The sequence below is a fragment of the Pseudocitrobacter faecalis genome (genome assembly GCF_965231525.1).
Lineage (GTDB): Bacteria > Pseudomonadota > Gammaproteobacteria > Enterobacterales > Enterobacteriaceae > Pseudocitrobacter > Pseudocitrobacter faecalis.
In genome coordinates, this window is record NZ_CBDDNJ010000002.1 from 1,792,837 (window position 1) to 1,817,401 (window position 24,565).

The 24,565-nt window shown below is 56.0% G+C and carries 26 protein-coding genes; 20 read left to right on the top strand and 6 right to left on the bottom strand.

From position 1 onward, the window contains the following. Positions 1 to 5 precede the first annotated feature (5 nt). Positions 6 to 266 (bottom strand): protein YnhH, encoded by a 261-nt coding sequence (gene ynhH, locus ACOXYR_RS09315; RefSeq protein WP_421356203.1) that lies wholly within the window; start codon positions 264 to 266, stop codon positions 6 to 8. A 224-nt stretch (positions 267 to 490) separates the two neighbouring features. On the opposite strand from ynhH, the gene fumD reads away from it, so the two are divergent. Beyond that, positions 491 to 703, top strand: coding sequence for a fumarate hydratase FumD (gene fumD, locus ACOXYR_RS09320; protein ID WP_350435781.1), 213 nt, complete (start codon positions 491 to 493; stop codon positions 701 to 703). 18 nt (positions 704 to 721) lie between these two features. Here the strand turns inward: fumD and ACOXYR_RS09325 are convergent, their stop codons facing one another. After that, positions 722 to 1,360, bottom strand: a complete 639-nt coding sequence (locus ACOXYR_RS09325) for a TetR/AcrR family transcriptional regulator (protein WP_015964207.1) — start codon at positions 1,358 to 1,360, stop codon at positions 722 to 724. Positions 1,361 to 1,488: 128 nt separating this feature from the next. Here ACOXYR_RS09325 and ACOXYR_RS09330 point away from each other — a divergent pair, with 128 nt between their 5' ends. From ACOXYR_RS09330 to ACOXYR_RS09345, 4 genes are all read left to right on the top strand, one after another. Then, entirely contained in the window at positions 1,489 to 3,339 is a 1,851-nt protein-coding gene (locus ACOXYR_RS09330; protein WP_421356188.1) for a bifunctional sugar phosphate isomerase/epimerase/4-hydroxyphenylpyruvate dioxygenase family protein, read from the top strand. Between the two features lie 79 nt (positions 3,340 to 3,418). Beyond that, entirely contained in the window at positions 3,419 to 4,765 is a 1,347-nt protein-coding gene (locus ACOXYR_RS09335; protein WP_407731144.1) for an MFS transporter, read from the top strand. After that, positions 4,755 to 5,588: a shikimate dehydrogenase family protein gene (locus tag ACOXYR_RS09340; RefSeq protein ID WP_421356187.1), complete on the top strand. Its 834-nt coding sequence runs from the start codon at positions 4,755 to 4,757 to the stop codon at positions 5,586 to 5,588. Before ACOXYR_RS09335 ends, ACOXYR_RS09340 begins: the two co-directional genes overlap by 11 nt. A gap of 149 nt (positions 5,589 to 5,737) precedes the next feature. Continuing rightward, positions 5,738 to 6,460, top strand: coding sequence for a substrate-binding domain-containing protein (locus ACOXYR_RS09345; RefSeq protein WP_421356186.1), 723 nt, complete (start codon positions 5,738 to 5,740; stop codon positions 6,458 to 6,460). Here ACOXYR_RS09345 and ACOXYR_RS09350 read toward each other — a convergent pair. From ACOXYR_RS09350 to ACOXYR_RS09365, 4 genes are all read right to left on the bottom strand, one after another. Next, a complete protein-coding gene (locus tag ACOXYR_RS09350; RefSeq protein WP_421356185.1) occupies positions 6,446 to 7,195 on the bottom strand; it encodes an ABC transporter ATP-binding protein in 750 nt (249 codons plus the stop codon). The genes ACOXYR_RS09345 and ACOXYR_RS09350 overlap by 15 nt on opposite strands. Then, on the bottom strand, positions 7,192 to 8,199 hold the full coding sequence (locus tag ACOXYR_RS09355; RefSeq protein WP_421356184.1) for a FecCD family ABC transporter permease: 1,008 nt from the start codon (positions 8,197 to 8,199) through the stop codon (positions 7,192 to 7,194). Before ACOXYR_RS09355 ends, ACOXYR_RS09350 begins: the two co-directional genes overlap by 4 nt. Then, positions 8,186 to 9,253, bottom strand: coding sequence for an ABC transporter substrate-binding protein (locus tag ACOXYR_RS09360; RefSeq protein WP_421356183.1), 1,068 nt, complete (start codon positions 9,251 to 9,253; stop codon positions 8,186 to 8,188). The genes ACOXYR_RS09355 and ACOXYR_RS09360 overlap by 14 nt, the downstream gene beginning before the upstream one ends. A gap of 181 nt (positions 9,254 to 9,434) precedes the next feature. Beyond that, on the bottom strand, positions 9,435 to 10,253 hold the full coding sequence (locus ACOXYR_RS09365; RefSeq protein ID WP_113856985.1) for a DNA-binding transcriptional regulator: 819 nt from the start codon (positions 10,251 to 10,253) through the stop codon (positions 9,435 to 9,437). Positions 10,254 to 10,440: 187 nt separating this feature from the next. On the opposite strand from ACOXYR_RS09365, the gene ACOXYR_RS09370 reads away from it, so the two are divergent. From ACOXYR_RS09370 to ACOXYR_RS09440, 15 genes are all read left to right on the top strand, one after another. Continuing rightward, a complete protein-coding gene (locus tag ACOXYR_RS09370) occupies positions 10,441 to 12,105 on the top strand; it encodes a bifunctional 3-(3-hydroxy-phenyl)propionate/3-hydroxycinnamic acid hydroxylase (protein WP_421356182.1) in 1,665 nt (554 codons plus the stop codon). Position 12,106: 1 nt separating this feature from the next. Then, complete coding sequence (mhpB, locus tag ACOXYR_RS09375; protein ID WP_108476818.1) at positions 12,107 to 13,051, top strand: 2,3-dihydroxyphenylpropionate/2,3-dihydroxicinnamic acid 1,2-dioxygenase; 945 nt, start codon at positions 12,107 to 12,109, stop codon at positions 13,049 to 13,051. A gap of 15 nt (positions 13,052 to 13,066) precedes the next feature. Beyond that, entirely contained in the window at positions 13,067 to 13,933 is an 867-nt protein-coding gene (gene mhpC, locus ACOXYR_RS09380; RefSeq protein WP_421356181.1) for a 2-hydroxy-6-oxonona-2,4-dienedioate hydrolase, read from the top strand. Positions 13,934 to 13,942: 9 nt separating this feature from the next. After that, complete coding sequence (mhpD, locus tag ACOXYR_RS09385; RefSeq protein ID WP_421356180.1) at positions 13,943 to 14,749, top strand: 2-keto-4-pentenoate hydratase; 807 nt, start codon at positions 13,943 to 13,945, stop codon at positions 14,747 to 14,749. Continuing rightward, entirely contained in the window at positions 14,746 to 15,696 is a 951-nt protein-coding gene (gene mhpF / locus ACOXYR_RS09390) for an acetaldehyde dehydrogenase (RefSeq protein ID WP_189623046.1), read from the top strand. Before mhpD ends, mhpF begins: the two co-directional genes overlap by 4 nt. Continuing rightward, on the top strand, positions 15,693 to 16,706 hold the full coding sequence (gene mhpE, locus ACOXYR_RS09395; protein WP_189623047.1) for a 4-hydroxy-2-oxovalerate aldolase: 1,014 nt from the start codon (positions 15,693 to 15,695) through the stop codon (positions 16,704 to 16,706). Before mhpF ends, mhpE begins: the two co-directional genes overlap by 4 nt. A 122-nt stretch (positions 16,707 to 16,828) precedes the next feature. Continuing rightward, entirely contained in the window at positions 16,829 to 18,046 is a 1,218-nt protein-coding gene (mhpT, locus tag ACOXYR_RS09400; RefSeq protein WP_421356179.1) for a 3-(3-hydroxy-phenyl)propionate transporter MhpT, read from the top strand. A gap of 219 nt (positions 18,047 to 18,265) precedes the next feature. Beyond that, the gene (gene hinT / locus ACOXYR_RS09405) at positions 18,266 to 18,622 is read left to right on the top strand and encodes a purine nucleoside phosphoramidase (RefSeq protein ID WP_015964223.1); all 357 of its coding nucleotides are present in this window, start codon (positions 18,266 to 18,268) and stop codon (positions 18,620 to 18,622) included. Between the two features lie 3 nt (positions 18,623 to 18,625). Further along, the gene (locus ACOXYR_RS09410; RefSeq protein ID WP_108476813.1) at positions 18,626 to 19,000 is read left to right on the top strand and encodes a YcfL family putative periplasmic lipoprotein; all 375 of its coding nucleotides are present in this window, start codon (positions 18,626 to 18,628) and stop codon (positions 18,998 to 19,000) included. A 22-nt stretch (positions 19,001 to 19,022) separates the two neighbouring features. Then, positions 19,023 to 19,661 carry a penicillin-binding protein activator LpoB gene (gene lpoB, locus ACOXYR_RS09415; RefSeq protein WP_188016846.1) on the top strand — a complete coding sequence of 213 codons (639 nt, stop codon included), beginning with the start codon at positions 19,023 to 19,025 and terminating at the stop codon, positions 19,659 to 19,661. Then, the gene (gene thiK / locus ACOXYR_RS09420) at positions 19,642 to 20,466 is read left to right on the top strand and encodes a thiamine kinase (protein WP_421356178.1); all 825 of its coding nucleotides are present in this window, start codon (positions 19,642 to 19,644) and stop codon (positions 20,464 to 20,466) included. Before lpoB ends, thiK begins: the two co-directional genes overlap by 20 nt. A gap of 11 nt (positions 20,467 to 20,477) precedes the next feature. Continuing rightward, complete coding sequence (gene nagZ / locus ACOXYR_RS09425) at positions 20,478 to 21,503, top strand: beta-N-acetylhexosaminidase (protein WP_421356177.1); 1,026 nt, start codon at positions 20,478 to 20,480, stop codon at positions 21,501 to 21,503. A gap of 33 nt (positions 21,504 to 21,536) precedes the next feature. Next, positions 21,537 to 22,079 (top strand): alpha/beta hydrolase YcfP, encoded by a 543-nt coding sequence (ycfP, locus tag ACOXYR_RS09430; protein ID WP_108476809.1) that lies wholly within the window; start codon positions 21,537 to 21,539, stop codon positions 22,077 to 22,079. Between the two features lie 270 nt (positions 22,080 to 22,349). Beyond that, the gene (locus tag ACOXYR_RS09435; protein ID WP_015964229.1) at positions 22,350 to 23,654 is read left to right on the top strand and encodes an NAD(P)/FAD-dependent oxidoreductase; all 1,305 of its coding nucleotides are present in this window, start codon (positions 22,350 to 22,352) and stop codon (positions 23,652 to 23,654) included. 195 nt (positions 23,655 to 23,849) lie between these two features. Beyond that, complete coding sequence (locus tag ACOXYR_RS09440; RefSeq protein WP_108476808.1) at positions 23,850 to 24,389, top strand: glycine zipper 2TM domain-containing protein; 540 nt, start codon at positions 23,850 to 23,852, stop codon at positions 24,387 to 24,389. The last annotated feature ends 176 nt before the right edge of the window (positions 24,390 to 24,565 follow it).

The window sequence follows — 24,565 nt, forward strand, 5'->3', positions numbered from 1 at the left end:
CAGTCTTAGTCTTTAAGTTGAGTAAGTTGAGAAGGATATGGGAATCTCGCTCCATAAGCGCACAGCCACGGAGTCAAACCTGTGTTACGAAACTTGCGACGCCACGCCATCATAAGGATAGGTGACATCAAAAAAGCGTGCAGAGGAAAGTGTGCTCGTAGGTCAGCAAACTGAAGGGTACGATAATTATGTTGGTTATTAATACAGTTCAATGAGCTGAAACCATTCAAGAAAGAATCGGCGCGTATTATACGGTGTAACAACACAAAAAGAAAATAAAAACAGCGTTTCAAAATCAGAAAGGTAAGGATTAACAAAATAAAAACCTTTCCAGTAAGGTATTATAACAACGCGGTAAGGTTTACTGATGAATTCCTCGCCGTAACAGGCCGTTTTGCGGCACAAAAAGTCGTGAATTCATCAATTTGATTTATATTAAATTTGAATCAATAATATTTTGATTATTAATGGAAAACAGGGAGCGCGCGGAATGGGAAGTTTGAGTAAAGACGAGGTTCTGTACCAGGAGATGTGTCGAGTGGTCGGTAAAGTTGTGCTCGAAATGCGCGATTTGGGCCAGGAACCGAAACATATTGTGATTGCGGGCGTGGTACGTACGGCGCTGGCGAACAGTAAGATTCAGCGTTCAGAACTGACGCGCGAAGCCATGGAAAAGGTGATTAAAGCACTGGCAGGGCAATAACCCCGCCGGGCAATGTACTCAGGCAATCACAAAACGTAGCACCGCTTTAACGGCAATATCGCTGTGATGCGCAATTAACGCTTCATCATCAATTTCCGGCAACGGGCCATCCAGATACAGGCTATTAAAACTGTAAAAGTTGGAGACCTGATAAAAGCTGAAGCTGCTGATGAGGCGGTGCACATCGCGCGCTTCCACGCCGGGCTGAAAAATCGTTTGCTGCTGACCGCGCTGAAGAATATTCTCCAGCAGCGAAAGCGCGCTCTTATTCACCCGCTTAAAGTCATCGGACGATAATAACCATTTCCCGCGCTGCATATTCTCCATGCAGATAATCCGCATGTAATCGGCATGCGTGGCGTGATAACGCACGCTCCATTTCACCAGTTGCACCAGCGCCTCGACCGGTGGCACATTTTCCAGCCCCAGTTGCTGTTCCGTTTCACGTATACGCGCATAAACGTGCTGCAACACGGCCTGATAAAGCTGTTCCTTCGTTTTGAAGTAGTACACCACCATGCGCTTAGTGGTTTGTGCTTCCCCGGCAATTTGTTCCATACGCGCCCCGGCGAGCCCATGCTCGGCGAAAACGGCGATCGCGGCGGTAAAAATCCTGTCTTTCAGAGACTGTGCTTCATCGTGAGCAACGGCGGACATAGCAACTCCTGTTTTTTCTCAAGAACAAAAAATACACACAATGATCACAATTTAGCAACCGAATCTGGCGTAAATGAACCAAATGATTCATATTCGTTTCATCTTTTCATTCACACAGGGCGAAACCTATGCTGCGCTCCATTGCCACCGTTTCCATTTCCGGTACGCTGCCTGAAAAACTGAGCGCCATTGCGGCGGCGGGCTATCAGGGCGTTGAAATCTTTGAAAACGATCTGCTCTATTATACCGGTACGCCCACCGATATCCGAATGCTGGCCGACGATCTGGGCTTAAAAATTACCTTATTTCAGCCATTTCGTGACTTCGAAGGCGCAAGCCGCGAACAGTTTGCCGCCAATCTTGCACGAGCGAAACGTAAATTCGCGCTGATGCATGAGCTGGGGTGCGACACCATGTTGCTGTGCAGCAATGTCTCGCCGAACTGCTCGGCAGATTTTGACCTGCAGGTTGCCGATCTGCGGGCGCTGGCAACGCTGGCGGAGCAGGAGAATATCCATATTGGCTACGAAGCGCTGGCCTGGGGGACACACGTCAATCGCTGGTATCAGGCGTGGGAGCGCGTCAACGCAGTCAATAGCCCGGCGATGGGGATTGTGCTGGACAGTTTTCACGTGCTGTCGCTTGGGGATAATCTCACGCGCCTGAATGAGGTGCCGCTGGAGAAAATCACCTTCCTGCAACTGGCAGATGCCCCGCTAATGAAGATGGATGTGCTGGAGTGGAGCCGCCATTTTCGCTGCTTCCCTGGTCAGGGCGAGTTGCCGCTGATTGAATTCGCGACAGAACTGACGCGCCGTGGCTATCGTGGCCCCTGGTCGCTGGAAATTTTTAACGACGGTTTTCGCGCCTCGCCCAACGGCGCGACGGCGAAAGATGGGTATCGCTCTCTGCTGTGGCTGGAGGAGCAAACCCGCATGGCGCTGAGTAAAAGCGATGCGGATCTGTTTGTCACCGAGCCATTGCCACAATGGCTCGGTATGGAGTTTATTGAGTTTACCGCCAGCGCCGCAGAGGCGAAAAAACTGGGCTCGATGCTGGCGGGAATGGGCTTTCGACAGACCGGAATGCACCGTTCTAAGCAGGTGGCGCTGTGGAGCAATGGCGATGCGCGGGTCATCATTAACTATCAACCGCACAGCTGGGCGGATCACTTCTATCAACGTCATGGCGTCTCTCTTTGCGCGATGGCGTTGCGCGTCAGCGATAGTACGGCGGTGATTGCCCGGGCACGTGCGTACGGCTATGCCACCTGGCAAGGGGAAGTCGGCCCGAATGAAAGCACCATTCCGGCGGTGTGCGCGCCGGACGGGAGCCTTATCTATCTGGTTGATGAGAAACAAAATATCTACACCCAGGACTTCACCCTGACGCCTGATGATAACCTTGAGGGTTTTACAGGAATCGATCATCTGGCACTGGGTATGGAAGCCGACAGCCGTGATAACTGGGTGATGTTCTTCCGCTCGGTGTTTGGTTTTGAGCTTGAGCACGAACAAACCATGCCCGACCCGTACGGACTGGTGCGCAGCCTGGCAGTGCAAAGCCCGCAGGGCAATATTCGTTTTGCACTCAATATTTCGCAAAGCCGTGCCACGCAGATTGCGCGCTCTGTTGCTTGTTATCAGGGCGCGGGCTTGCAGCACGCCGCTTTTTCCTGTCGCGATTTACCGGCGATGCCGCCGTTCTCCCCGGCCATTTCGCTGCCAGTTCCGGCGAATTATTACGAGGATCTGGTCGCGCGCTTTGGTCAGGCGGAAGGGATGGCAACCCTGCAACAGCAGCAAATTCTGTATGACCGCGATGCGCAGGGTGGTGAGTTTTTCCATCGCTATAGCTGGCCGTTCAGTGAAGGGCGCTTCTTTTTCGAATTGACCGAAAGGCGCGGTGGTTACGCCCAGTACGGGGCGGTAAATGCCGCCGTACGCCTTTCGGCGATGCAGTACCGTCAGATGCTTTAACTGTACCATCCGGTTCATTTCGGACATAAGACCATAACAATAAACATTCATCTGCACTCTACAACGACAGGTAAGCCCTATGAACACATATAGCCATAATCGCGTGGCAACCGTTGAGGCGGTGGCGGCGGTTCCCCGCTCACGGCGGCGTATTGGTATTCTGACGCTGCTGGCCGCGGGTACTATGATCAATTATCTCGACAGAACGGTTTTAGGTATCGCCGCCCCACAACTGACGCAAGATCTGGGGATAGGCGCGGCAATGATGGGGATTGTTTTCTCTGCATTTGCCTGGACTTACGCGCTGGCGCAAATTCCCGGCGGGATGTTCCTTGACCGCTTTGGCAACAAAGTCACCTATTTACTGGCGCTGAGTTTCTGGTCGCTGTTTACCTTACTGCATGGTTTCGCGATTGGCCTGAAAACGCTGTTGCTGTGCCGTTTCGGCCTTGGGGTGAGTGAAGCGCCATGCTTCCCGGTCAACAGTCGGGTCGTCAGCGCCTGGTTCCCGCAGCAGGAGCGCGCGCGCGCCACGGCGGTGTATACGGTGGGGGAATACCTCGGGCTGGCCTGCTTCGCGCCATTACTGTTCTGGATAATGGATGGTTTTGGCTGGCGAACATTGTTTATTACCGTTGGCGTCTTTGGTCTGCTATTCGCGCTGGTGTGGTGGCGCTGTTATCGCGAACCGCACGAAGATAAACATCTGAGCGATCAGGAGCGAGATTACATCGCGGCAGGCGGCGGTATCACCACCGGAACGGAGAAAAAAAAGCATTTCAGCTGGCCGCTGGTGCGCCAGTTGTTGAGCAAACGGCAAATTCTCGGGGCCAGTATTGGGCAATTTGCCGGCAACACGGTGCTGGTCTTCTTCCTTACCTGGTTCCCCACTTATCTGGCAACCGAGCGCCATATGCCGTGGCTGAAAGTGGGCTTCTTCGCCATTCTGCCGTTCCTGGCGGCGGCGGGCGGCGTGATGTTCGGCGGCTGGGTATCGGACAAAATTCTTAAAGCCACAGGCAGCGCCAACCTTGGCCGTAAGCTGCCGATCGTGGTGGGGCTGCTGATGGCAAGCTGCATCATCTCCGCTAACTGGCTGGAGAGCGACACGGCGGTGATCCTGGTGATGTCCTTCGCGTTCTTTGGGCAGGGAATGGTCGGGCTTGGCTGGACGCTTATCTCCGATATGGCGCCCAAAGGACTCGGTGGCCTCACCGGCGGGTTGTTTAACTTTTGCGCTAACTTCGCGGGTATCCTCACTCCGCTGGTGATTGGTTTTATCGTCGCCGCCTTTGGCAACTTCTTCTATGCGCTTATCTATATCGGCGGGGCCGCACTGCTCGGCGTGGTGGCATATCTCTTTATTCTTGGTGATGTAAAACGTATTGAACTGGATATTACGCAGGGAGAAACCGATGCAAATTAGTGGTCACACGCGGTTAATTGCCCATCTGGGTTATCCGACGGAAGGCTTCAAAGCACCGATGATCTACAACCCGTGGTTTGCGGATCAGCAGGTGGATGCCAGAGTGGTGCCGGTGGGCGTCACGCCTGAGGATTACGCGGCTTTCGTCCCGACACTGTTCAAAATGACCAATATTGCCGGAGCGCTGGTCACTATGCCGCACAAAGTGGCGACCTGTGCGCTCATGGCGCGTCTGAGCCCGACAGCGGCCATTGCCGGCGCATGCAATGCCATTCGTCGCGAGGCGGATGGCTCGCTTACCGGCGAAATGTTCGATGGCGACGGTTTCGTGCGCGGTATTCAGCGCAAAGGCTTTCAAACCCGTGGGGCCCGCGCGCTGGTGGTGGGCAGCGGCGGAGTAGGCTCGGCGATTGCCGCCTCTTTAGCGGCGGCAGGCGTTACGGCGCTCAGCCTGTATGACAACCGCCCGGAAATGGCTGCGGCGCTCGCTACGCGTTTACAGGCGCATTACCCACGGCTGAAAATCACCCTGATGGCGAACGATCCTACCGGACATCAGTTGGTGGTGAACGCGACGCCTTTAGGGATGAGCCCGGATGATCCGTTGCCGCTGCCCGCTGAATTGCTTACGCCGGAGATGTTCGTCGGTGAAGTGGTCATGAAGCAGGCCGTCACGCCACTGTTGGCGCTGGCAAAAGCGCGCGGTTGTGCGACTCAGCAGGGCACGGATATGTTGTTTGAGATGATTCCCGCGTATCTCGATTTCTTCCATCTCCCCGTGGCAACGCCGGAACAGTTGCGCGCCCTGGCTCAAATCGATTAATGCTGCTTTTGCCTGATGCGCTGCGCTTATCAGACCAACGGGAATATCAGCCCTTGTAGGCCGGGCAAGCGCAGCGCCCCCGGCATTTTTACGGGCTGCACATTGCGCATAATCCCGCTAAAATATCCGTTTTCCCGCTGGATATTGCTATGCCATCCCCCTTAACGCTTTTCGCCGCAGGCAGCCTGCGTCGCGCATTTATTCCTCTGATTGAATGTTTTACCGCGCAAACCGCCATCCCGGTGAACCTGAATTTTGGTCCGGCCGGGCTGCTGCGTGAGCGTATCGAAGCGGGTGAGGCGTGCGATGTGTTTGCTTCGGCTAACGCGCAGCACCCACAAACGCTGGTTGCGCAGGGACTGGCGCGGGAAAGCCAGATCTTTGCCCGCAACACGCTAATTCTGACCGCGCGTCGCCATCTCAGGAGCGACGCATTAACACTTCTGCGCAACCCAGCCTTGCGGCTGGCGACCTCCACGCCAGGCTGTGACCCTTCCGGTGATTACACCTGGCAGCTGTTTGATAATATAAACAGCCTTTATCCCGGCCTCGGTGAGCAACTGAAATCCCGCGCTATGCAACTGGTCGGCGGGCGCGACTCACTGTGCATTCCGTCAGGTGAAATCGCCAGTAAATGGTTGCTGCAACAGGAGCTGACCGATCTGTTTATCGGCTATGCGCACTATGCCGCCGCGTTAACGCACGACGACGCTCTGCGCGTGGTTTCGCTTCCGTTGGTGCAGAATATTCGCTGTGATTACCATGTCGCACGGCTGGCTGAGAGTGAAAATGCGCAGACACTGTATGCCTTTATCCTTGCGGACGTTGGGCAACGTTATCTGCGCGACGCAGGTTTTTTAGCGGTAAATTGAAAACAGCGGCGCCAGAACCGGGCATGCGTAATCAATAAGCTGAATTTTACGCACCGGCAGGCCATACGCGCGTTGCAGGTTTTCTTCCTGAACGATGTCCGATGTTGCGCCTGCCAGCCACTCGCCGTTGGGCAACAGCAGCAACGTGTGGCTGGCGATTTGTAACGCATGAGTGGGATCGTGTGTGGTGAACACCACCGTGCGCGACTGACCATGAGCCAGGTTACTGATCAGCTGCAACACGGTTTGCTGATTGGCGAGATCCAGCGCCGAGCAGGGCTCATCGAGCAAAATATTCTGACTGGCGCTGACCAGCGCGCGCGCAATCATCACCAATTGCTGCTGGCCGCCGGAAAGGGCGTGGAACAATGTATCGGCCAGATGCGTAATATTGAGCTGCGCCAGCGCCTGCGTCACCTGTTGCTCATCCTCCTGTTTGGGTTGCGCAAACAGGGCGATGTGACGCGCACGGCCCATCAGCACCACATCCCGTACCCGCCAGGCAAACGCCGGACGAAAAGATTGCGGCACAATCCCCACGCCGCCACGCACAAGTATGCTGCCAGAGATTGCCCGCAGCACGCCAGTTACTGTGTCGAGCAATGTGCTCTTCCCGCGCCCATTTGCCCCCAACACCGCCCAGATTTCACCGGGACGGCACTCGAGTGTCATCGGGGAAAACAACGGCTGCTGATGACCATATACCAATGCATTCAGAGAAAGTGACGCGGTCATGAGCGGGCTCCTCGGCGCGCGTTGCGCACCAGTAACAGGGTAAACAGCGGCGCGCCAATCAATGCGGTCAGAATGCCGATGGGGATCTCCGCCGCCGTCAGCGTGCGCGCCACGTCATCCACCACAATCATAAAGCTGGCACCCAGCCAGAACGCGGTTGGCAGCAGGCGACGGTGATCCGCACCCGCCAGCAAACGGGCCAGATGGGGAATCACCAATCCCAACCACGCAATACTGCCGCTTACCGCCACCTGTGCGGCAACCAGCAGAGCGCAGCACACCAGCACCCCGCGACGTAGCGGTGTGACGTTAACGCCCAACGCGCGCGCATCTTTATCGTCGAGGGTCAGTAAATTAATGCGCCAGCGCAGTTTAAATAGGACCGCAGCGGCCAGGGCGACCGGGAGCGCGAGCATCAGCGTTTTGTGCCAGTTTGCGGTCGCAAAGCTGCCGAGCAGCCAGAACACGATGTTGGGCAGCGTCTCTTCCGTATCGGCGAGATACTGCATCAGGCTTACCAGCGCGGCAAAGAAACCGCTGAGAATGATCCCGGCGAGGATCAAAATCAGCGTGCTTTCTCGCCCCTGTAACGCAGCGATGAGATAGACCAGGCACAGCGCCAGCAGGCCAAAGAAGAACGTGGATCCCATCATCAGCGGGGCGCTAAACCCCAGCAAAATCGCCAGCGTTCCGCCAAAAGCGGAGCCGGAGGTAACGCCGATGATATGCGGATCGACCAGCGGATTCTGGAACACGCCCTGAAGCGTCGCACCGCACAACCCCAGCGCGCCCCCCGCCAGCAGCGCCATCAACACGCGCGGTAAGCGCACTGACCAGACTATCTGCTGCGCGATATCCGCAGACGCATTGGGATGAAACAGCTGCCAGAGCACATCGCGCAGGGGCAGAGGATACTGACCAAAGCAAAGGGACACCACGGCAAGAAAAAGGGTGAGCAGCATCAACCCACCCTGAAGCGCCAGCGGCTGACTACGGTTGAGCATGCGGCTGCCAGTCAGTGCGGTAGAAGCGTTGGTAATAATCCTGGGCCTGAGCATCGACATCGACGTTTTTGTAGCGCTCTGGATAGAGTTTCTTCGCCATCCATAATTCGCCAATCGCCAGCGCTTCCGGCATCGGGTAGCCCCAGGCTTTGGCGTATTCCGGCATCAGCCAGACGCGATGATTTTTCACGGCATCAATGGCCTGCCATTGTGGATCAGTGGTGATTTCTTTCACCACGTCCGGGTAGCGATCCTGCACGAAAATCACCTGCGGGTTCCATTGCAATACCTGCTCCAGCGACACCTGACGCGCACCTTTCACGGTCGCCGCTGCGACGTTCATCGCACCCGCATGCTGCATCATTAGCCCGGTATATTTTCCGGAGCCGTAGGTGTTGAGATCCGGGTTCGCCATATAAACGCGGACTTTTTTGTCTTCGGGAATATCCGCGACCGGTGCGTTGAATTTCTGGCGCGCGCTAAAGGTGTAGCGGATCAGCTCGTCTGCCTGTTTGTCGCGATTCACCACCGCGCCAATCAGGCGAATACCCTGTTTCAGCCCTTCGTTATAGGCGTGTTCTTCATCAGCCATCGTCGGGTTCATCTTGTTTTTTTCACCGGCGGCATCTTCACGCAGCGAAATCGCGACCACCGGGATCCCGGCGTTCTGAATCTGCTGAATCATCGCCGCAGGCGCATAGTTGGCGACGAATACTACCTGCGGGCGCAGAGCCAGCAGGCTTTCGATATTCACCTGCGTCAGGTCGCCGGGCATGGGCAAAGAGGAGAGTGCCGGCATAAAGCGTGCGAAATCGGGGCCCAACTGTTTTTTCCAACTGCTGAGTACGCCAACCACGTCTTTACTGGCGTCTAACTGCACCAGCAGATTGAGCGTCTGGTGTTGCAATACTACCACCCGGTTAACGGTATCGGGCAGGGTGACCTGACGGCCAAGCTGGTCGGTGAGCGTGCGATCCGCCTCGGCGGGTGAAACAACGGCACACGTGGCGCAGAGCAGCGCGATGCCGGGAAGCAGACGTTTTACATTCAACATGAAGTGGCTCTAAGGGACGGAAAATTTCGATGTGTATTTGAATATATAACGATGGGGATTGCAAATGGTTGTGGGGGAGATACCTATTAATTTCTGGGGGAGGGTGCGCGATGGGGCTCTCAGCCGCAGGGAGAGATCTGCAAACCCGGCTCGATCGGTTCCCTCTCCCTGTGGGAGAGGATTAGGGTGAGGGGTGCTCATAGATAATCTCCTGCTCCTCCATGCGCGCCTCAATCTGCTTCGCTACCCGCTGTAACGCACTCAAATGCTTCGCTGCCGCCTGTTCAATGGTCATCGCTTTGGCGATATACACCAGGTTCAGACAGCCCATTACCCGGCCCTGACTGCGTACCGGCACCGCGATCGAGGCGATTTTTTCCTCCTGCTGCCAGCCGCCAAAGTTTTCCCCGTAGCCATTATGTCGTGTGCGTTCCAGAATTGATGCCAGCTTCTCGGGTTCGCGCGCCAGTTGATACTCCGGCTCCGGGCGGCCAGCCAGCATGTCGATAATCGGCTGGCGGTCGTGTTCCGCGGAAAACGCCAGCCAGGTAATACCCGACGCGGTCAGCAGCAGCGGTAGGCGGCGCCCCACCATGGCACGGTGAAAAGAGAGACGGCTAAAACGGTGCGTGGTTTCGCGTACCACCATTGCGTCAACGTCGAGCGTGGTTAAATCAGTCGGCCAAATGACTTCGCGCAATAATTCGCCAAGTAATGGCGTTGCAAGTGCAGAAATCCAATGTTCGTCACGAAATCCTTCACTCAACTGACGAACTTTCATCGTCAAACGGAAGCTGTCATCGGACAAACTACGGCGAACGTAGCCTTCATCCTGAAGTGTTTCCAGCAGTCGCCGCACGGTAGTGCGATGCAGGCCGCTAAACTCAGCCAGCGTCGCGGTTGACGCGCCTCCGTCGAATTTATTTAACAAGTTTAATAACATTAACCCTCGGGTTAATCCGCGTACCGTTTTGTATTCCGTCGCCTCGTTATTCTTCATATTTCCTGACAATTCTATAGCTAAAACAACGGTGTGCACAGAGTGCACATCCGGGCCTGTTTTGATTGTAGCCTAAATTACCGGACATATACTGAGCGCATTATAAAAAAATATTTACATCAACTTAACAAATGGCGGCGCGGGCGTATCCGTACCGATCATTTGGTCCGAGAAGTGAGGTAATGACATGACAACGATAAATCCCGATATCCAGCCTGCCGTTCAGCAGTCCGCTCAGGTCGCCATTATTGGTGCGGGCCCGGTGGGCCTGATGATGGCGAACTACCTTGGGCAGATGGGCGTCGAAGTACTGGTAGTTGAGAAGCTCGACAAACTGATCGACTATCCGCGCGCCATCGGTATTGACGATGAAGCGCTGCGCACCATGCAGTCGGTCGGCCTGGTGGAGAAAGTGTTGCCCCATACCACACCGTGGCATGCGATGCGTTTTCTGACTCCAAAAGGTCGCTGCTTTGCTGATATTCAACCAATGACCGATGAGTTTGGCTGGTCGCGGCGAAACGCCTTTATTCAGCCGCAGGTCGATGCGGTGATGTATGAAGGGCTGGCGCGTTTCCCGAACGTGCGGGTACTTTTCTCACGCGAGCTGGAAGCGTTTAGTCAAAATAGTGACAGTGTCACGATTAATCTGCAAGGCCCGGAAGGGCAGCGCGAAACGGTGAAAGCTGACTGGCTGGTGGCCTGCGATGGTGGGGCAAGCGTGGTGCGTCGTACGCTCAATGTGCCGTTTGAAGGCAAAACCGCACCGAATAAATGGATTGTGATAGATATCGCCAACGATCCTCTGGCGACACCACACATCTATCTGTGCTGCGACCCGGTACGTCCTTATGTTTCCGCTGCGTTGCCGCATGGCGTGCGCCGCTTCGAGTTCATGGTGATGCCGGGCGAAACCGAAGAACAACTGAGCGAGCCGCACAACATGCGTCAGTTGTTGAGCAAAGTGCTGCCGAATCCCGATCACGTTGAACTGATTCGCCAGCGCGTTTACACCCACAACGCGCGCATTGCCGAACGTTTCCGTGTTGATCGTATTCTGTTGGCGGGCGATGCCGCGCACATCATGCCGGTCTGGCAGGGGCAGGGTTATAACAGCGGGATGCGCGACGCCTTCAACCTCGCCTGGAAACTGGCGCTGGTGGTGAACGGTAACGCGGGTGAGCGTCTGCTGGATACCTACCAGCAGGAGCGTCGTGACCATGCCAAAGCGATGATTGATTTATCCGTTACCGCCGGAAATGTCCTCGCCCCGGCAAAACGCTGGCATGGCAACGTGCGTGATGGCATCTCGTGGTTGTTGAACTATATCCCGCCGGTAAAACGTTATTTCCTCGAAATGCGCTTTAAACCGATGCCGCAGTACCGCGAAGGCGCGCTGGTGATGGACGCCAGCGCCAAAAACTCCCCGGTCGGCAAGATGTTTATTCAGCCGAAAGTGACCCGAGAGAACGGCGAGGTGACGCTGCTGGATGACGTGATTGGCGCAAAATTCGCCATTATCGGCTGGGGCTGCAACCCGCTGTGGGGCATGAGCGAGCAGCAAATTGCCCGCTGGCGCGCGCTGGGTACGCAATTCATGCAGATCGTGCCAGACGTACAGATTCATACCCCGCAGGACAACGTCGAGGGCGTGCTTCGCCTCGGTGATACGCAAAACCGCCTGAAAACCTGGTTTGCGGCGCAGGATGCGTCGGTGGCGGTCATTCGCCCGGACCGTTTTGTCGCCGCGCTGGCAATTCCGCAAACGCTGGGTAACCAACTAAACCTGCTTGCCAGCGTCATGGCGTTGCAAGCCGTTTCATCCTCCGCTCCTGTTGAAAAGGTGGCCTGATATGAACGCATATCTGCATTGTCTCTCCCACACGCCGCTGGTCGGCTATGTCGACCCGGCCCAGGCGGTACTGGATGAAGTGGATGGCGTGATTGCTGCAGCGCGCAAACGCATTGCGGCTTTTGACCCGGAACTGGTGGTGCTCTTTGCGCCCGATCACTACAACGGCTTCTTCTACGACGTGATGCCGCCGTTCTGCCTGGGCGTTGGCGCGACGGCGATTGGCGATTTCTCCAGCGCTGCGGGTGAACTGCCGGTGCCGACGGATATCGCAGAGGCCTGCGCACACTACACCATGAAAAACGGCATCGACCTGGCGGTTTCCTACTGTATGCAGGTTGACCACGGTTTTGCCCAGCCGCTGGAGTTTCTGTTAGGCGGGCTGGATTCTCGCCCGGTGCTGCCCATCTTCATTAACGGTGTCGCCACGCCGCTGCCCGGTTTCCAGCGTACCCGCATGATGGGGGAAGTGATTGGCCGTTTCCTCACGACCCTCAACAAGCGCGTCCTGATTCTGGGGTCTGGCGGGTTATCGCATCAGCCGCCGGTGCCGGAGCTGGCGAAGGTAGACGCCCACATGCGCGATCGTCTGCTGGGCAGCGGTAAGCATCTGCCGCCGGACGAGCGTGAGCTGCGTCAGCGCCGCGTCATCGAAGCCGCCGAGAAGTTTATTGAAGACCAGAAAAGCCTGCATCCGCTCAACCCGGTCTGGGATAACCAGTTTATGACGCTGCTTGAACAGAAGCGTCTGGGCGAGCTGGATGCCGTCAGTAATGAAGAACTTTCGGCCATTGCCGGGAAATCTACCCACGAAATTAAGACCTGGGTTGCCGCGTTCGCTGCGCTGTCGGCCTTTGGCGACTATCGCACCGAGGGGCGTTACTACCGCCCAATCCCTGAATGGATTGCCGGTTTTGGTTCCCTCAGCGCCCGTTCACAGAATTAAAGCAGGAGAAAAACAATGACCTATCAACCGCAAACTGAAGCCGCAACCAGCCGTTTTCTGAATGTTGAAGAGGGCGGCGAGACGCTGCGCATCCATTTTAACGATTGTGGGCAGGGCGATGAAACCGTCGTCATGCTGCACGGCTCAGGCCCCGGCGCAACCGGCTGGGCGAACTTTAGCCGTAACATCGACCCGCTGGTGGAAGCCGGTTACCGCGTTATCCTGCTCGACTGTCCGGGCTGGGGGAAGAGTGACACCATCATTAATAGCGGTTCCCGTTCCGACCTCAACGCGCGCATTCTGAAAAGCGTGGTTGATCAGCTGGATATCCAGAAGGTGCATCTGCTGGGTAACTCCATGGGCGGGCACAGTGCGGTGGCGTTTACCTTAACCTGGCCGGAACGCGTCGGCAAACTGGTACTGATGGGCGGCGGTACGGGCGGAATGAGCCTGTTCACCCCGATGCCGACGGAAGGTATTAAGCTGCTGAATGGCCTGTATCGTGAACCCAATATCGAGAACCTGAAGAAGATGATGAACATCTTCGTCTACGACCCAAGCGATCTGACCGAGGCGCTGTTTGAAGCGCGTCTCAATAATATGCTGGCGCGTCGCGATCACCTGGAAAACTTTATTAAGAGCCTGGAAGCCAACCCGAAACAGTTCCCGGACTTTAGCCCGCGGCTGGCTGAAATTAAAGCCCCGACGCTGATTGTCTGGGGCCGCAACGACCGTTTCGTCCCGATGGATGCAGGTTTACGTCTGCTTTCCGGCATTAATGGCTCTGAGCTGCACATTTACCGCGACTGCGGGCACTGGGCGCAATGGGAACATGCAGATTCCTTCAACCAATTGGTGCTGGATTACCTCAAACGCGCATAAGGAGCCGTGATGTCTGTACAAACACTGGAACATCTGGCCGCCGCTCTACGCGAGGCCGAACAAACCGGACAGGCGATTGCGCCGTTACGCGACATTATCGGCCCTGATAATGCCGAAGCCGCCTATGCCATCCAGGCTCTCAATGTGGAAAACGCGGTGGCGAAAGGCCGTCGCGTGGTCGGGCGCAAAATTGGCCTGACCCATCCGAAAGTGCAACAGCAACTGGGCGTTGATCAACCGGATTTTGGCACGCTGTTTGCCGATATGTGTTACGGCGACAACGACACGATCCCTTTTGATCGCGTGATGCAGCCAAAAATTGAAGCGGAAATTGCGCTGGTGCTGAACCGCGATTTGCCAAACGCCGATACCACCTTTGATGAGCTATACAGCGCTATCGAATGGGTGCTACCCGCGCTGGAGGTGGTGGGCAGCCGTGTGCGCGACTGGTCAATTAAGTTTGTCGATACAGTGGCGGACAACGCCTCCTGCGGCGTGTACGTCATCGGTAGCCCGGCGATGCGCCCGGCAGGCTTAGACCTGAAAAACTGCGCCATGCGCATGACGTGTAATAACGAAGAGGTGTCCAGCGGGCGCGGCAGTGAATGTCTGGGGCATCCGCTTAACGCCGCCGTCTGGCTGGCGCGCAAGATGGCGAGCCTTGGCGAACCGCTGCGTGCGGGTGACATCGTGCTGACCGGCGCGCTGGGCCCGATGGTCGCCATCAATCCAGGCGATCGTTTTGAGGCGCGTATTGAAGGTATTGGTTCTGTGGCAGCCACGTTCTCTGCCGCACAAGAAGGAAGTCAGTCATGAGTAAGATAAAAGTCGCCATCATCGGTTCAGGCAATATCGGCACCGACCTGATGATCAAAATTCTGCGCAACGGCAAACACCTGGAAATGGCGGTGATGGTCGGAATCGACCCGGAATCCGACGGCCTGGCGCGCGCGCGTCGTATGGGCGTTGCCACCACCCATGAAGGCGTCAACGGCCTGATGGCGATGCCGGAATTCGCCGACATTGATATCGTCTTTGACGCCACCAGCGCGGGGGCACATGTGAAAAACGACGCCGCGCTGCGGGCGAAGAAACCCAATATTCGCCTGATTGACCTGACGCCTGCGGCAATTGGCCCATACTGCGTGCCGGTGGTGAATCTCGATAAAAACCTCAGCCAGGGCAACGTCAACATGGTGACCTGCGGTGGTCAGGCGACTATCCCAATGGTGGCGGCGGTTTCCCGCGTGGCGAAGGTTCACTACGCGGAAATTATCGCCTCAATTTCCAGTAAATCTGCCGGGCCGGGCACACGCGCCAATATCGACGAATTTACCGAAACCACCTCGCAGGCCATTGAAGTGGTGGGCGGCGCGGCGAAAGGCAAAGCCATCATTATTCTCAACCCGGCAGAGCCGCCGGTGATGATGCGAGACACCGTGTATGTGCTGAGCGAGGACGCCTCGCAAATTGAAATTGAAGCGTCGATTGAAGAGATGGCCGCGGCCGTGCAGGCGTATGTACCGGGCTATCGCCTGAAGCAGAAGGTGCAGTTTGAAATGATTCCGCAGGATAAACCGGTGACCATTCCGGGAATTGGGCAGTTCTCCGGGTTGAAAACGGCGGTGTATCTGGAAGTCGAAGGCGCGGCGCACTATCTGCCGGCCTACGCCGGCAACCTCGATATCATGACCTCAGCGGCGATGTCGACGGCGGAAAAAATGGCGCAAACCATGGTGAAAGCAGCAGGAGAAGTCGCATGATCGGTAAAAAACTCTATATCTCCGACGTCACTCTGCGTGACGGCATGCACGCCATTCGCCACCAGTATTCCTTAGACAATGTGCGCCAGATTGCCAAAGCGCTGGATGACGCACGCGTGGATTCTATCGAAGTGGCGCACGGCGATGGTTTACAGGGGTCGAGCTTTAACTACGGTTTCGGCGCGCACAGCGACATCGAATGGATTGAAGCGGCCGCCGATACGGTGAAGCACGCCAAAATCGCCACCCTGCTGATTCCTGGCATCGGAACACTGCATGACCTGAAAGCCGCTTATCAGGCTGGCGCGCGCGTGGTGCGTGTGGCAACGCACTGCACCGAAGCGGATGTCTCCGCACAACATATCGCGTTCGCACGTGAGCTGGGCATGGACACTGTCGGCTTCCTGATGATGAGCCATATGACTACACCGGAAAATCTGGCGAAACAGGCGAAGCTCATGGAAGGCTACGGTGCAACTTGCATTTATGTGGTTGATTCCGGTGGCGCGATGAACATGAACGACATTCGCGACCGCTTCCGTGCGCTGAAAGCGGTGCTCAAGCCGGAAACACAAACCGGGATGCACGCACACCACAACCTGAGCCTTGGCGTAGCGAACTCTATCGTAGCGGTGGAAGAGGGCTGTGATCGTATTGACGCAAGTTTGGCAGGAATGGGCGCAGGGGCAGGGAATGCGCCGCTGGAAGTCTTTATTGCTGCGGCGGATAAGCTCGGCTGGGATCACGGCACGGATCTGTATGCGCTGATGGCGGCGGCAGACGATCTGGTGCGTCCGTTGCAGGATCGCCCGGTGCGCGTTGACCGTGAAACGCTGGCGCTCGGTTACGCCGGGGTGTACTCCAGCTTCCTGCGCCACAGCGAAGTGGCGGCGCAGCGCTACGGCCTCAGCGCGGTGGATATTCTGGTTGAGCTCGGTAAACGTCGAATGGTTGGCGGCCAGGAAGACATGATCGTCGATGTGGCGCTCGACCTGAAAGCCAAAGCGTAAAACATAACAAGAAAGCTTCGCCCGCCCGGCATGATGCCTGGCGGGCGCGTTTGCAAGGAAAAAATGCGCGGCTGGCAACGTATCAGCCGCCTTTCACCTGTCACCCTCGCAAAGGTAACGCTATGTCGAACATCGCCTCTACACCTGCAACATCACGCCTGATACTGACCATCGGGCTCTGTTTTCTGGTCGCCCTGATGGAAGGGCTGGATTTACAGGCGGCAGGCATTGCCGCTGTTGGTATCGCCCAAGCTTTTGCGCTCGATAAAATGCAGATGGGCTGGATTTTTAGCGCCGGGATACTGGGTCTGCTGCCCGGCGCGCTGGTAGGTGGAATGCTTGCCGATCGCTATGGTCGTAAACGCATTCTGCTGGGATCGGTCATGCTGTTTGGTCTCTTTTCGATAGCCACCGCGCTGGCGTGGAGTTTTCCGTCGCTGGTCTTTGCGCGTCTGATGACCGGTGTGGGGCTGGGCGCGGCGCTACCTAATCTGATAGCCCTGACCTCTGAAGCGGCAGGCCCGCGTTTTCGCGGCACGGCGGTGAGCCTGATGTACTGTGGCGTGCCGATTGGCGCGGCGCTGGCGGCAGCGCTGGGGTTTAGCGGCCTGGCGCAGGCGTGGCAAACCGTATTCTGGGTGGGCGGCGTCGTACCGCTGCTGCTGGTGCCGTTGCTGATGCGCTGGCTACCCGAATCGCAGGCGTTTACCCATCAACAGGCATCGTCGCCCGCACCACTTCGCGCGTTACTCGCGCCGGGGACGGCCTCCTCCACGTTACTGCTGTGGCTCTGCTACTTCTTCACCTTGCTCGTGGTGTATATGCTGATCAACTGGCTGCCAATGCTGCTGGTTGACCAGGGCTTTAGCGGCTCGCAGGCGGCGGGGGTAATGTTCTCCCTACAAATGGGTGCCGCGGTGGGCACGCTTATCCTCGGCGCATTGATGGATAAACTGAGCCCAATGCGCATGTCGCTGCTGATTTACAGCGGCATGCTGGCCTCGCTGCTGGCGCTCGGTTCGGCGGAATCGCTGAGCACGATGCTGCTTTCCGGATTTGTCGCCGGGTTATTTGCCACGGGGGGACAGAGCGTACTGTATGCGCTGGCGCCGCTCTTTTATCGCACCGAAATCCGCGCCACAGGTGTTGGCACGGCGGTCGCGATTGGCCGTCTGGGGGCGATGAGCGGCCCGCTGCTGGCCGGAAAAATGCTGGCGCTGGGTACCGGCACGGTAGGCGTGATGGCCGCCTCCGCGCCGGGGATCGTTTTGGCTGGTGTTGCGGTTTTCTGGCTAATGAATCGACAGAAGCTGGCATCCACCGCGATTGAAGCGTCTTAAGCGTAATTTTACCGGGCGGTGCAAGGCTGCCCGGCCTATCAATTCCCCTCTGTTTTGACCTTCTTGCCGGGGTTTTTCCGAGTTAATACAATAAAAAACGTAATCAGGTTGAAAGAGAAGGAGTAAGTCGCTCATACTCTTACCCAGTCTCCCGTGCATCAGAAAACCCTGAAGATCAATAACAGGAATTCGCACGGTCGCATAATTAAGGAATCCCTCATGGCAGAAGAAACTATTTTCAGCAAAATTATTCGTCGCGAAATCCCGTCGGATATCGTTTATCAGGATGAGCTGGTTACCGCGTTCCGCGATATCTCCCCACAGGCGCCGACTCACGTTCTGATCGTGCCTAACATCCTGATTGCCACGACCAATGACGTGGCGCCTGAACACGAACAGGTGCTGGGTCGTATGGTGACCGTGGCGGCAAAAATTGCCCGCGACGAAGGCATTGCTGATGATGGCTATCGTCTGATCATGAACTGCAACCGCCACGGCGGGCAGGAAGTCTTCCATATTCATATGCATCTGCTGGGCGGTCGTCCGCTTGGGCCGATGCTGGCACATAAAGGTTAAGTGATGAAAGCAGGCTTTTCAGCCGCGCTACTGGCCGCATTTTTGCTGGCCGGTTGTGGCTCGCATCCGGAAATTCCGGTAGGCGATCAGCAAACGCTGGTGATGGAATCGAATGTCCTGGCCGCCGGGATCAGTGCGGAAAAGCCTGAGCTGACGCGGTCGGAAATTCAGGCGACCGCCAGCGCGAAACTGTTCAATGAACGGCGTGAACCTGTCACCCTTCATTATCGTTTTTACTGGTATGAAGCCAGAGGACTGGAAATGCACCCGCTTGAAGCGCCGCGTACCGTCACCATCCCGGCTATGGGATCGGTCACGCTGTACGGCAGCGCCAGCAGCCTGGGCGCACATAAAGTCCGACTTTATCTTTATTTGTAAGGGGTAAAACGGAATGACTACATTGCGTCGCTATGCGCTAATCTCGGCACTGGCTGTCCTGCTCTCCGGGTGCGTGGTGAAACAAGAACAACCCGCACCGGTGGAAGAGGCGAAGCCAACACCGCAACAGCCAGTCGAACCGCAGCAGCCGGTACCGACGGTGCCTTCTGTTCCGACGATCCCGCAGCAACCAGGCCCTATTGAGCATCAGGACCAACAGCCGTCGCAGCCTGCGCCTCGCGTTCGTCACTATGACTGGAATGGTGCGGTGCAGCCGATGGCAGGCAAAATGTTGCAGGCCAGCGGCGTGAATGCGGGCAGCATTCTGCTGGTCGATAGCGTGAATAACCGTACCAACGGCACGCTGAACGCGGCTGAAGCGACAACGGCGCTGCGTAACGCACTGACCGGTAACGGTAAATTCACCCTGGTTTCCGCGCAGCAGCTGGCTGTTGCTAAACAGCAGCTTGGCCTGTCACCGCAGGATAGCCTCGGTTCGCGCAGCAAAGCGATGGGAATTGCCCGTAACGTCGGCGCACAGTATGTGCTCTACAGCAACGCCACCGGCAACGTGAATTCCCCGGTACTCAAAATGCAGCTGATGCTGGTACAGACGGGCGAGATTATCTGGTCAGGTAGCGGTGCCGTCACTCAGCAATAAACTCACGCGTGACGCGGTTCTGTCACGCTATTTTCCTCAGTATCATCTTGTCGCCAGCCCTGATTACGCGGGGCTGAGCGGCAGTAGCTGCATCATCGCCTGCGGTGATCAGCAGCGGGTTTTGCGTCAGCACCACACGGCGCAGGCCCGAGAATTTCACTTTCTGCGTCACTATCACGCGCTCACGCGTTTACCCTCCACGCTCGCCCCGAAGCCGGTTTTTTATACCGCTGGCTGGATGGCCGTTGAATTTTTCAGCGGAGAGGTGAAAAGCGTGCTGCCGCCCCCTCGCCAACTGGCGTCTCTCCTGTATCATCTGCATCAGCAGCCGCGTTTCGGCTGGCGCGTAACGGTGCAGCCGTTGCTGGAACGCTACTGGCAGCAGTGCCACCCTGCGCGACGCACGCCGTTCTGGCTGCGGACGTTACATCGCCTGAAAAAGCAGCGAGAGCCGCAGCCGCTGCGCCTCTCGCCATTGCATATGGATGTTCACGCGGGCAACATTGTGCATACGCCTGCCGGGTTGCGGCTGATTGACTGGGAGTATGCCGGGGACGGCGATATCGCACTGGAGCTGGCGTCGATGTGGATGGAGGACGAGCGTCAACGCCGTGACTACAGCGATGCGTACGCGACGCTGGCGAGCATTGCGCCAGACGCGCTGTGGCAACAGATTTTACGCTGGCGGCCCTGGGTGTTAATGCTCATGGCGGGCTGGTACGAGTGTCGCTGGCGGCAAACCGGCGATCGACAATTTATCACGCTGGCAGATGAAATTTGGTGTCAGTTAAAGGAAAAACGATAAGAGAGGTCAGTGTGGGTCCGGTAATGTTGGATGTGGAAGGCTACGAACTGGATGCGGAAGAGCGCGAGATTCTGGCGCATCCGCTGGTAGGCGGCCTGATTTTATTTACCCGTAACTATCATGATCCGGCGCAGCTGCGTGAACTGGTGCGCCAGATCCGTGAAGCATCGCGTAATCACCTGGTGGTGGCGGTCGATCAGGAAGGCGGTCGCGTGCAGCGTTTCCGCGAAGGATTTACCCGCCTGCCTGCCGCACAATCTTTTGCCGCCGTGCTCGGCGAGGAAGAGGGTGGACGGCTGGCGGTTGAGGCCGGTTGGCTGATGGCCAGCGAAATGATTGCCATGGATATCGATATCAGCTTTGCGCCGGTGCTGGACGTTGGGCATATCAGCGCCGCGATTGGCGAGCGCTCCTATCATGCGGATCCGCAAAAAGCGCTGACGATGGCGCGTCACTTTATCGACGGTATGCACAGCGCCGGGATGAAAACCACCGGCAAACACTTCCCGGGGCACGGTGCGGTCACCGCCGATTCCCATAAAGAGACGCCGCGCGATCCGCGTCGCGAAGCCGACATTCGCGCCAAAGATATGGCGGTGTTCCAGACGCTAATTACGGAAAACAAACTCGATGCCATTATGCCTGCACACGTCATCTACAGCGACGTTGACCCGCGCCCGGCAAGCGGCTCGCCGCACTGGCTGAAAACCGTGTTGCGCGGTGAGCTAGGTTTCGATGGCGTGATTTTCTCTGATGATTTGTCGATGGAAGGCGCGGCGATTATGGGCAGCTATGCCGAACGCGGTCAGGCATCGCTGGATGCGGGTTGCGATATGATCCTGGTCTGCAATAATCGTAAAGGCGCGGTCAGCGTTCTTGATAACCTGTCGCCGATCAATGCTGAGCGTGTTACGAAATTGTATCATAAAGGTTCATTTACACGTCAGGCGTTAAGGGATTCCGCCCGCTGGAAGAGCGTCAGTGCGCAACTTGAACAGCTCCATGAACGCTGGCAGGACGTGAAGGCAGGCCATTAACCCTCCCGACAAGGGAGTTGTGGTGAGGATCAAATGATTATTTATTTGCACGGTTTTGACTCGAACAGCCCAGGCAACCATGAAAAAGTGTTGCAGCTCCAGTTTATCGATCCGGATGTGCGGTTGATTAGCTACAGTACGCTGCATCCAAAACATGATATGCAGCATTTGCTTAAAGAAGTGGACAAAATGTTGCAGCTCAACGTCGACGATCGCCCGCTGATTTGCGGTGTGGGGCTCGGTGGCTACTGGGCGGAACGCATCGGCTTTTTATGCGACGTACGTCAGGTGATCTTCAACCCGAACCTGTTCCCGAATGAGAACATGGACGGGAAGATTGACCGCCCGGAAGAGTATCTCGATATTGCCACCAAGTGTGTGAACAACTTCCGCGAGAAAAACCGCGACCGCTGCCTGGCCATCCTTTCCCGTAAGGATGAGGCGCTCGACAGCCAGCGCTCGGCGCAGGAACTGCATCACTTTTATGAAATTATCTGGGATGACGTTCAGGGGCATAAATTTAAAAACATCTCGCCACATCTGCAGCGTATTAAAGCTTTTAAAACCTTAGGTTGAAACCGTTTTCCACGCCCCGTTCTGGGGCGTGAAATGTTAAATTTCCCTCCTTTTTCACTTCCATCACCCACCAAAAATCCCACTAAACGCTAAAGTTGTTTAACTTCTGCGCGGTAAAACTTGATACACATCAAATTTGGTATGACCAATGCACCGTTCATGTTATTCTTCTTGCTGCTGAATGGTTTCGGAATAGTAACTTGTTGTTAGATAAGAGCTATTTTAATAACTTTTAATTAACAATTGGTTAATAATTTTTAAGGGGGTCATGTGACTACACCAATCAAAAGAATCGTTATTGTGGGTGGTGGCGCTGGCGGCCTGGAACTGGCTACTCAACTGGGTAGAAAGCTTGGCCGGAGCAAAAAAGCGAAAATTACGCTGGTGGACCGCAACCACAGTCATCTGTGGAAGCCGTTGCTGCATGAAGTGGCAACCGGCTCTCTGGATGAAGGCGTAGATGCGCTGAGCTACCTGGCGCACGCGCGTAACCATCACTTCCAGTTCCAGCTGGGTTCGGTGATGGACATCAACCGCGAAGCGAAAACCATTACTATCGCTGAACTGCGTGATGAGAAGGGTGATCTGCTGGTGCCGGAACGTAAGCTGGCTTACGACACACTGGTGATGGCGCTGGGCAGTACCTCCAACGACTTCAACACCCCAGGCGTGAAAGAGCACTGCATCTTCCTCGATAACCCGCATCAGGCACGTCGTTTCCATCAGGAGATGCTGAACCTGTTCCTGAAATATTCAGCGAACCTCGGCGCGAACGGTAAAGTGAATATTGCCATCGTGGGCGGTGGGGCAACCGGCGTTGAGCTTTCGGCCGAACTGCACAACGCGGTGAAACAGTTGCACAGCTACGGCTATAAAGGCCTGACCAACGATGCACTGAACGTCACGCTGGTGGAAGCGGGCGAACGTATTCTGCCTGCGCTGCCGCCGCGTATTTCCGGTGCCGCGCACAACGAGCTGACCAAAATGGGCGTACGCGTCCTGACGCAGACCATGGTCACCAGCGCCGATGAAGGCGGCCTGCACACCAAAGACGGCGAATATATTCAGGCCGACCTGATGGTGTGGGCGGCGGGCATCAAAGCGCCAGACTTTATGAAAGAGATTGGCGGTCTGGAAACCAACCGTATCAACCAACTGGTGGTTGAACCGACGTTGCAGACTACACGTGATGCGGACATCTTCGCCATTGGCGACTGTGCGTCCTGCGCCCGTCCGGAAGGCGGGTTTGTGCCGCCGCGTGCTCAGGCTGCGCACCAGATGGCAACCTGCGCACTGAATAACATTCTGGCGCAGATGAAGGGCAAAGAGCTGAAACCGTACTCTTACAAAGATCACGGCTCGCTGGTTTCACTTTCGAACTACTCGACGGTCGGCAGCCTGATGGGCAACCTGATGCGCGGCTCGATGATGGTTGAAGGTCGCATTGCGCGTATGGTGTATATCTCGCTGTATCGTATGCACCAGATTGCACTGCATGGCTACATCAAAACCGGCCTGATGATGCTGGTCGGCAGTATCAACCGCGTGATCCGCCCGCGCCTGAAACTGCACTAATGTCACATCCCGGCCCGACGTTCTGTCGGGCCATTTTCAGCAGATTGTTCGCTGACTAACAGAAATTACCGCTAAGACTCCTCTGATTCATGCGGGTTTGTGGTTTTATCTCGCACTTTTCATCCGCTTTCTGATTTGCTAACCCTCTCACCAAGTTGCAGAATTGTTACTATCAGCAACAAAGGAGGATTTCCCGTGAATAAATCGATGTTGGCGGGTATAGGGATTGGCGTCGCAGCTGCGCTTGGCGTGGCGGCAGTCGCCAGCCTGAACGTGTTTGACCGCGGCCCGCAATATGCGCAGGTGATTTCGGCTAAACCTATCAAAGAAACCATCAAAACTCCGCGTGAGGAGTGCCGCAATGTGGCGGTTACCCATCGCCGCCCGGTACAGGATGAAAACCGGATTACCGGTTCCGTGCTCGGCGCTGTCGCGGGTGGCGTGATTGGTCACCAGTTTGGCGGCGGACGCGGAAAAGACGTTGCCACGGTGGTAGGGGCATTAGGTGGCGGCTACGCCGGGAATCAGATCCAGGGCTCGATGCAGGATAATGACACCTACACCAGCACCCAGAAACGCTGCAAAACCGTGTATGACAAATCCGAGAAAATGCTTGGGTATGACGTGACGTATAAAATTGGCGACCAGCAGGGCAAAATCCGGATGGATAAAGATCCGGGAACGCAAATTCCGCTGGATAATAATGGCCAATTAATTCTGACTAACAAAACGTAAAAATAGCGTTACTGTTGTTTTAGCCCCTCATTCGCTCAGGCTGAGGGGCTTTTTTTATATTTATAATAAATTAATTAAAACAAATCATAATTTTTATGAATTTAATATTTTCTGAAAGATAATGTTATTAGATTACACGAATTTATGTTGCTGGTGGTTCATCCTATACTCGAGAT

Bases quoted from the DNA above. Each gene is read 5' to 3' on its own strand.
- fumD (WP_350435781.1), top strand. From the start codon at position 491: ATGGGAAGTTTGAGTAAAGACGAGGTTCTGTACCAGGAGATGTGTCGA.
- ACOXYR_RS09325 (WP_015964207.1), bottom strand. From the start codon at position 1,360: ATGTCCGCCGTTGCTCACGATGAAGCACAGTCTCTGAAAGACAGGATT.
- ACOXYR_RS09330 (WP_421356188.1), top strand. From the start codon at position 1,489: ATGCTGCGCTCCATTGCCACCGTTTCCATTTCCGGTACGCTGCCTGAA.
- ACOXYR_RS09335 (WP_407731144.1), top strand. From the start codon at position 3,419: ATGAACACATATAGCCATAATCGCGTGGCAACCGTTGAGGCGGTGGCG.
- ACOXYR_RS09340 (WP_421356187.1), top strand. From the start codon at position 4,755: ATGCAAATTAGTGGTCACACGCGGTTAATTGCCCATCTGGGTTATCCG.
- ACOXYR_RS09345 (WP_421356186.1), top strand. From the start codon at position 5,738: ATGCCATCCCCCTTAACGCTTTTCGCCGCAGGCAGCCTGCGTCGCGCA.
- ACOXYR_RS09350 (WP_421356185.1), bottom strand. From the start codon at position 7,195: ATGACCGCGTCACTTTCTCTGAATGCATTGGTATATGGTCATCAGCAG.
- ACOXYR_RS09355 (WP_421356184.1), bottom strand. From the start codon at position 8,199: ATGCTCAACCGTAGTCAGCCGCTGGCGCTTCAGGGTGGGTTGATGCTG.
- ACOXYR_RS09360 (WP_421356183.1), bottom strand. From the start codon at position 9,253: ATGTTGAATGTAAAACGTCTGCTTCCCGGCATCGCGCTGCTCTGCGCC.
- ACOXYR_RS09365 (WP_113856985.1), bottom strand. From the start codon at position 10,253: ATGAAGAATAACGAGGCGACGGAATACAAAACGGTACGCGGATTAACC.
- ACOXYR_RS09370 (WP_421356182.1), top strand. From the start codon at position 10,441: ATGACAACGATAAATCCCGATATCCAGCCTGCCGTTCAGCAGTCCGCT.
- mhpB (WP_108476818.1), top strand. From the start codon at position 12,107: ATGAACGCATATCTGCATTGTCTCTCCCACACGCCGCTGGTCGGCTAT.
- mhpC (WP_421356181.1), top strand. From the start codon at position 13,067: ATGACCTATCAACCGCAAACTGAAGCCGCAACCAGCCGTTTTCTGAAT.
- mhpD (WP_421356180.1), top strand. From the start codon at position 13,943: ATGTCTGTACAAACACTGGAACATCTGGCCGCCGCTCTACGCGAGGCC.
- mhpF (WP_189623046.1), top strand. From the start codon at position 14,746: ATGAGTAAGATAAAAGTCGCCATCATCGGTTCAGGCAATATCGGCACC.
- mhpE (WP_189623047.1), top strand. From the start codon at position 15,693: ATGATCGGTAAAAAACTCTATATCTCCGACGTCACTCTGCGTGACGGC.
- mhpT (WP_421356179.1), top strand. From the start codon at position 16,829: ATGTCGAACATCGCCTCTACACCTGCAACATCACGCCTGATACTGACC.
- hinT (WP_015964223.1), top strand. From the start codon at position 18,266: ATGGCAGAAGAAACTATTTTCAGCAAAATTATTCGTCGCGAAATCCCG.
- ACOXYR_RS09410 (WP_108476813.1), top strand. From the start codon at position 18,626: ATGAAAGCAGGCTTTTCAGCCGCGCTACTGGCCGCATTTTTGCTGGCC.
- ycfP (WP_108476809.1), top strand. From the start codon at position 21,537: ATGATTATTTATTTGCACGGTTTTGACTCGAACAGCCCAGGCAACCAT.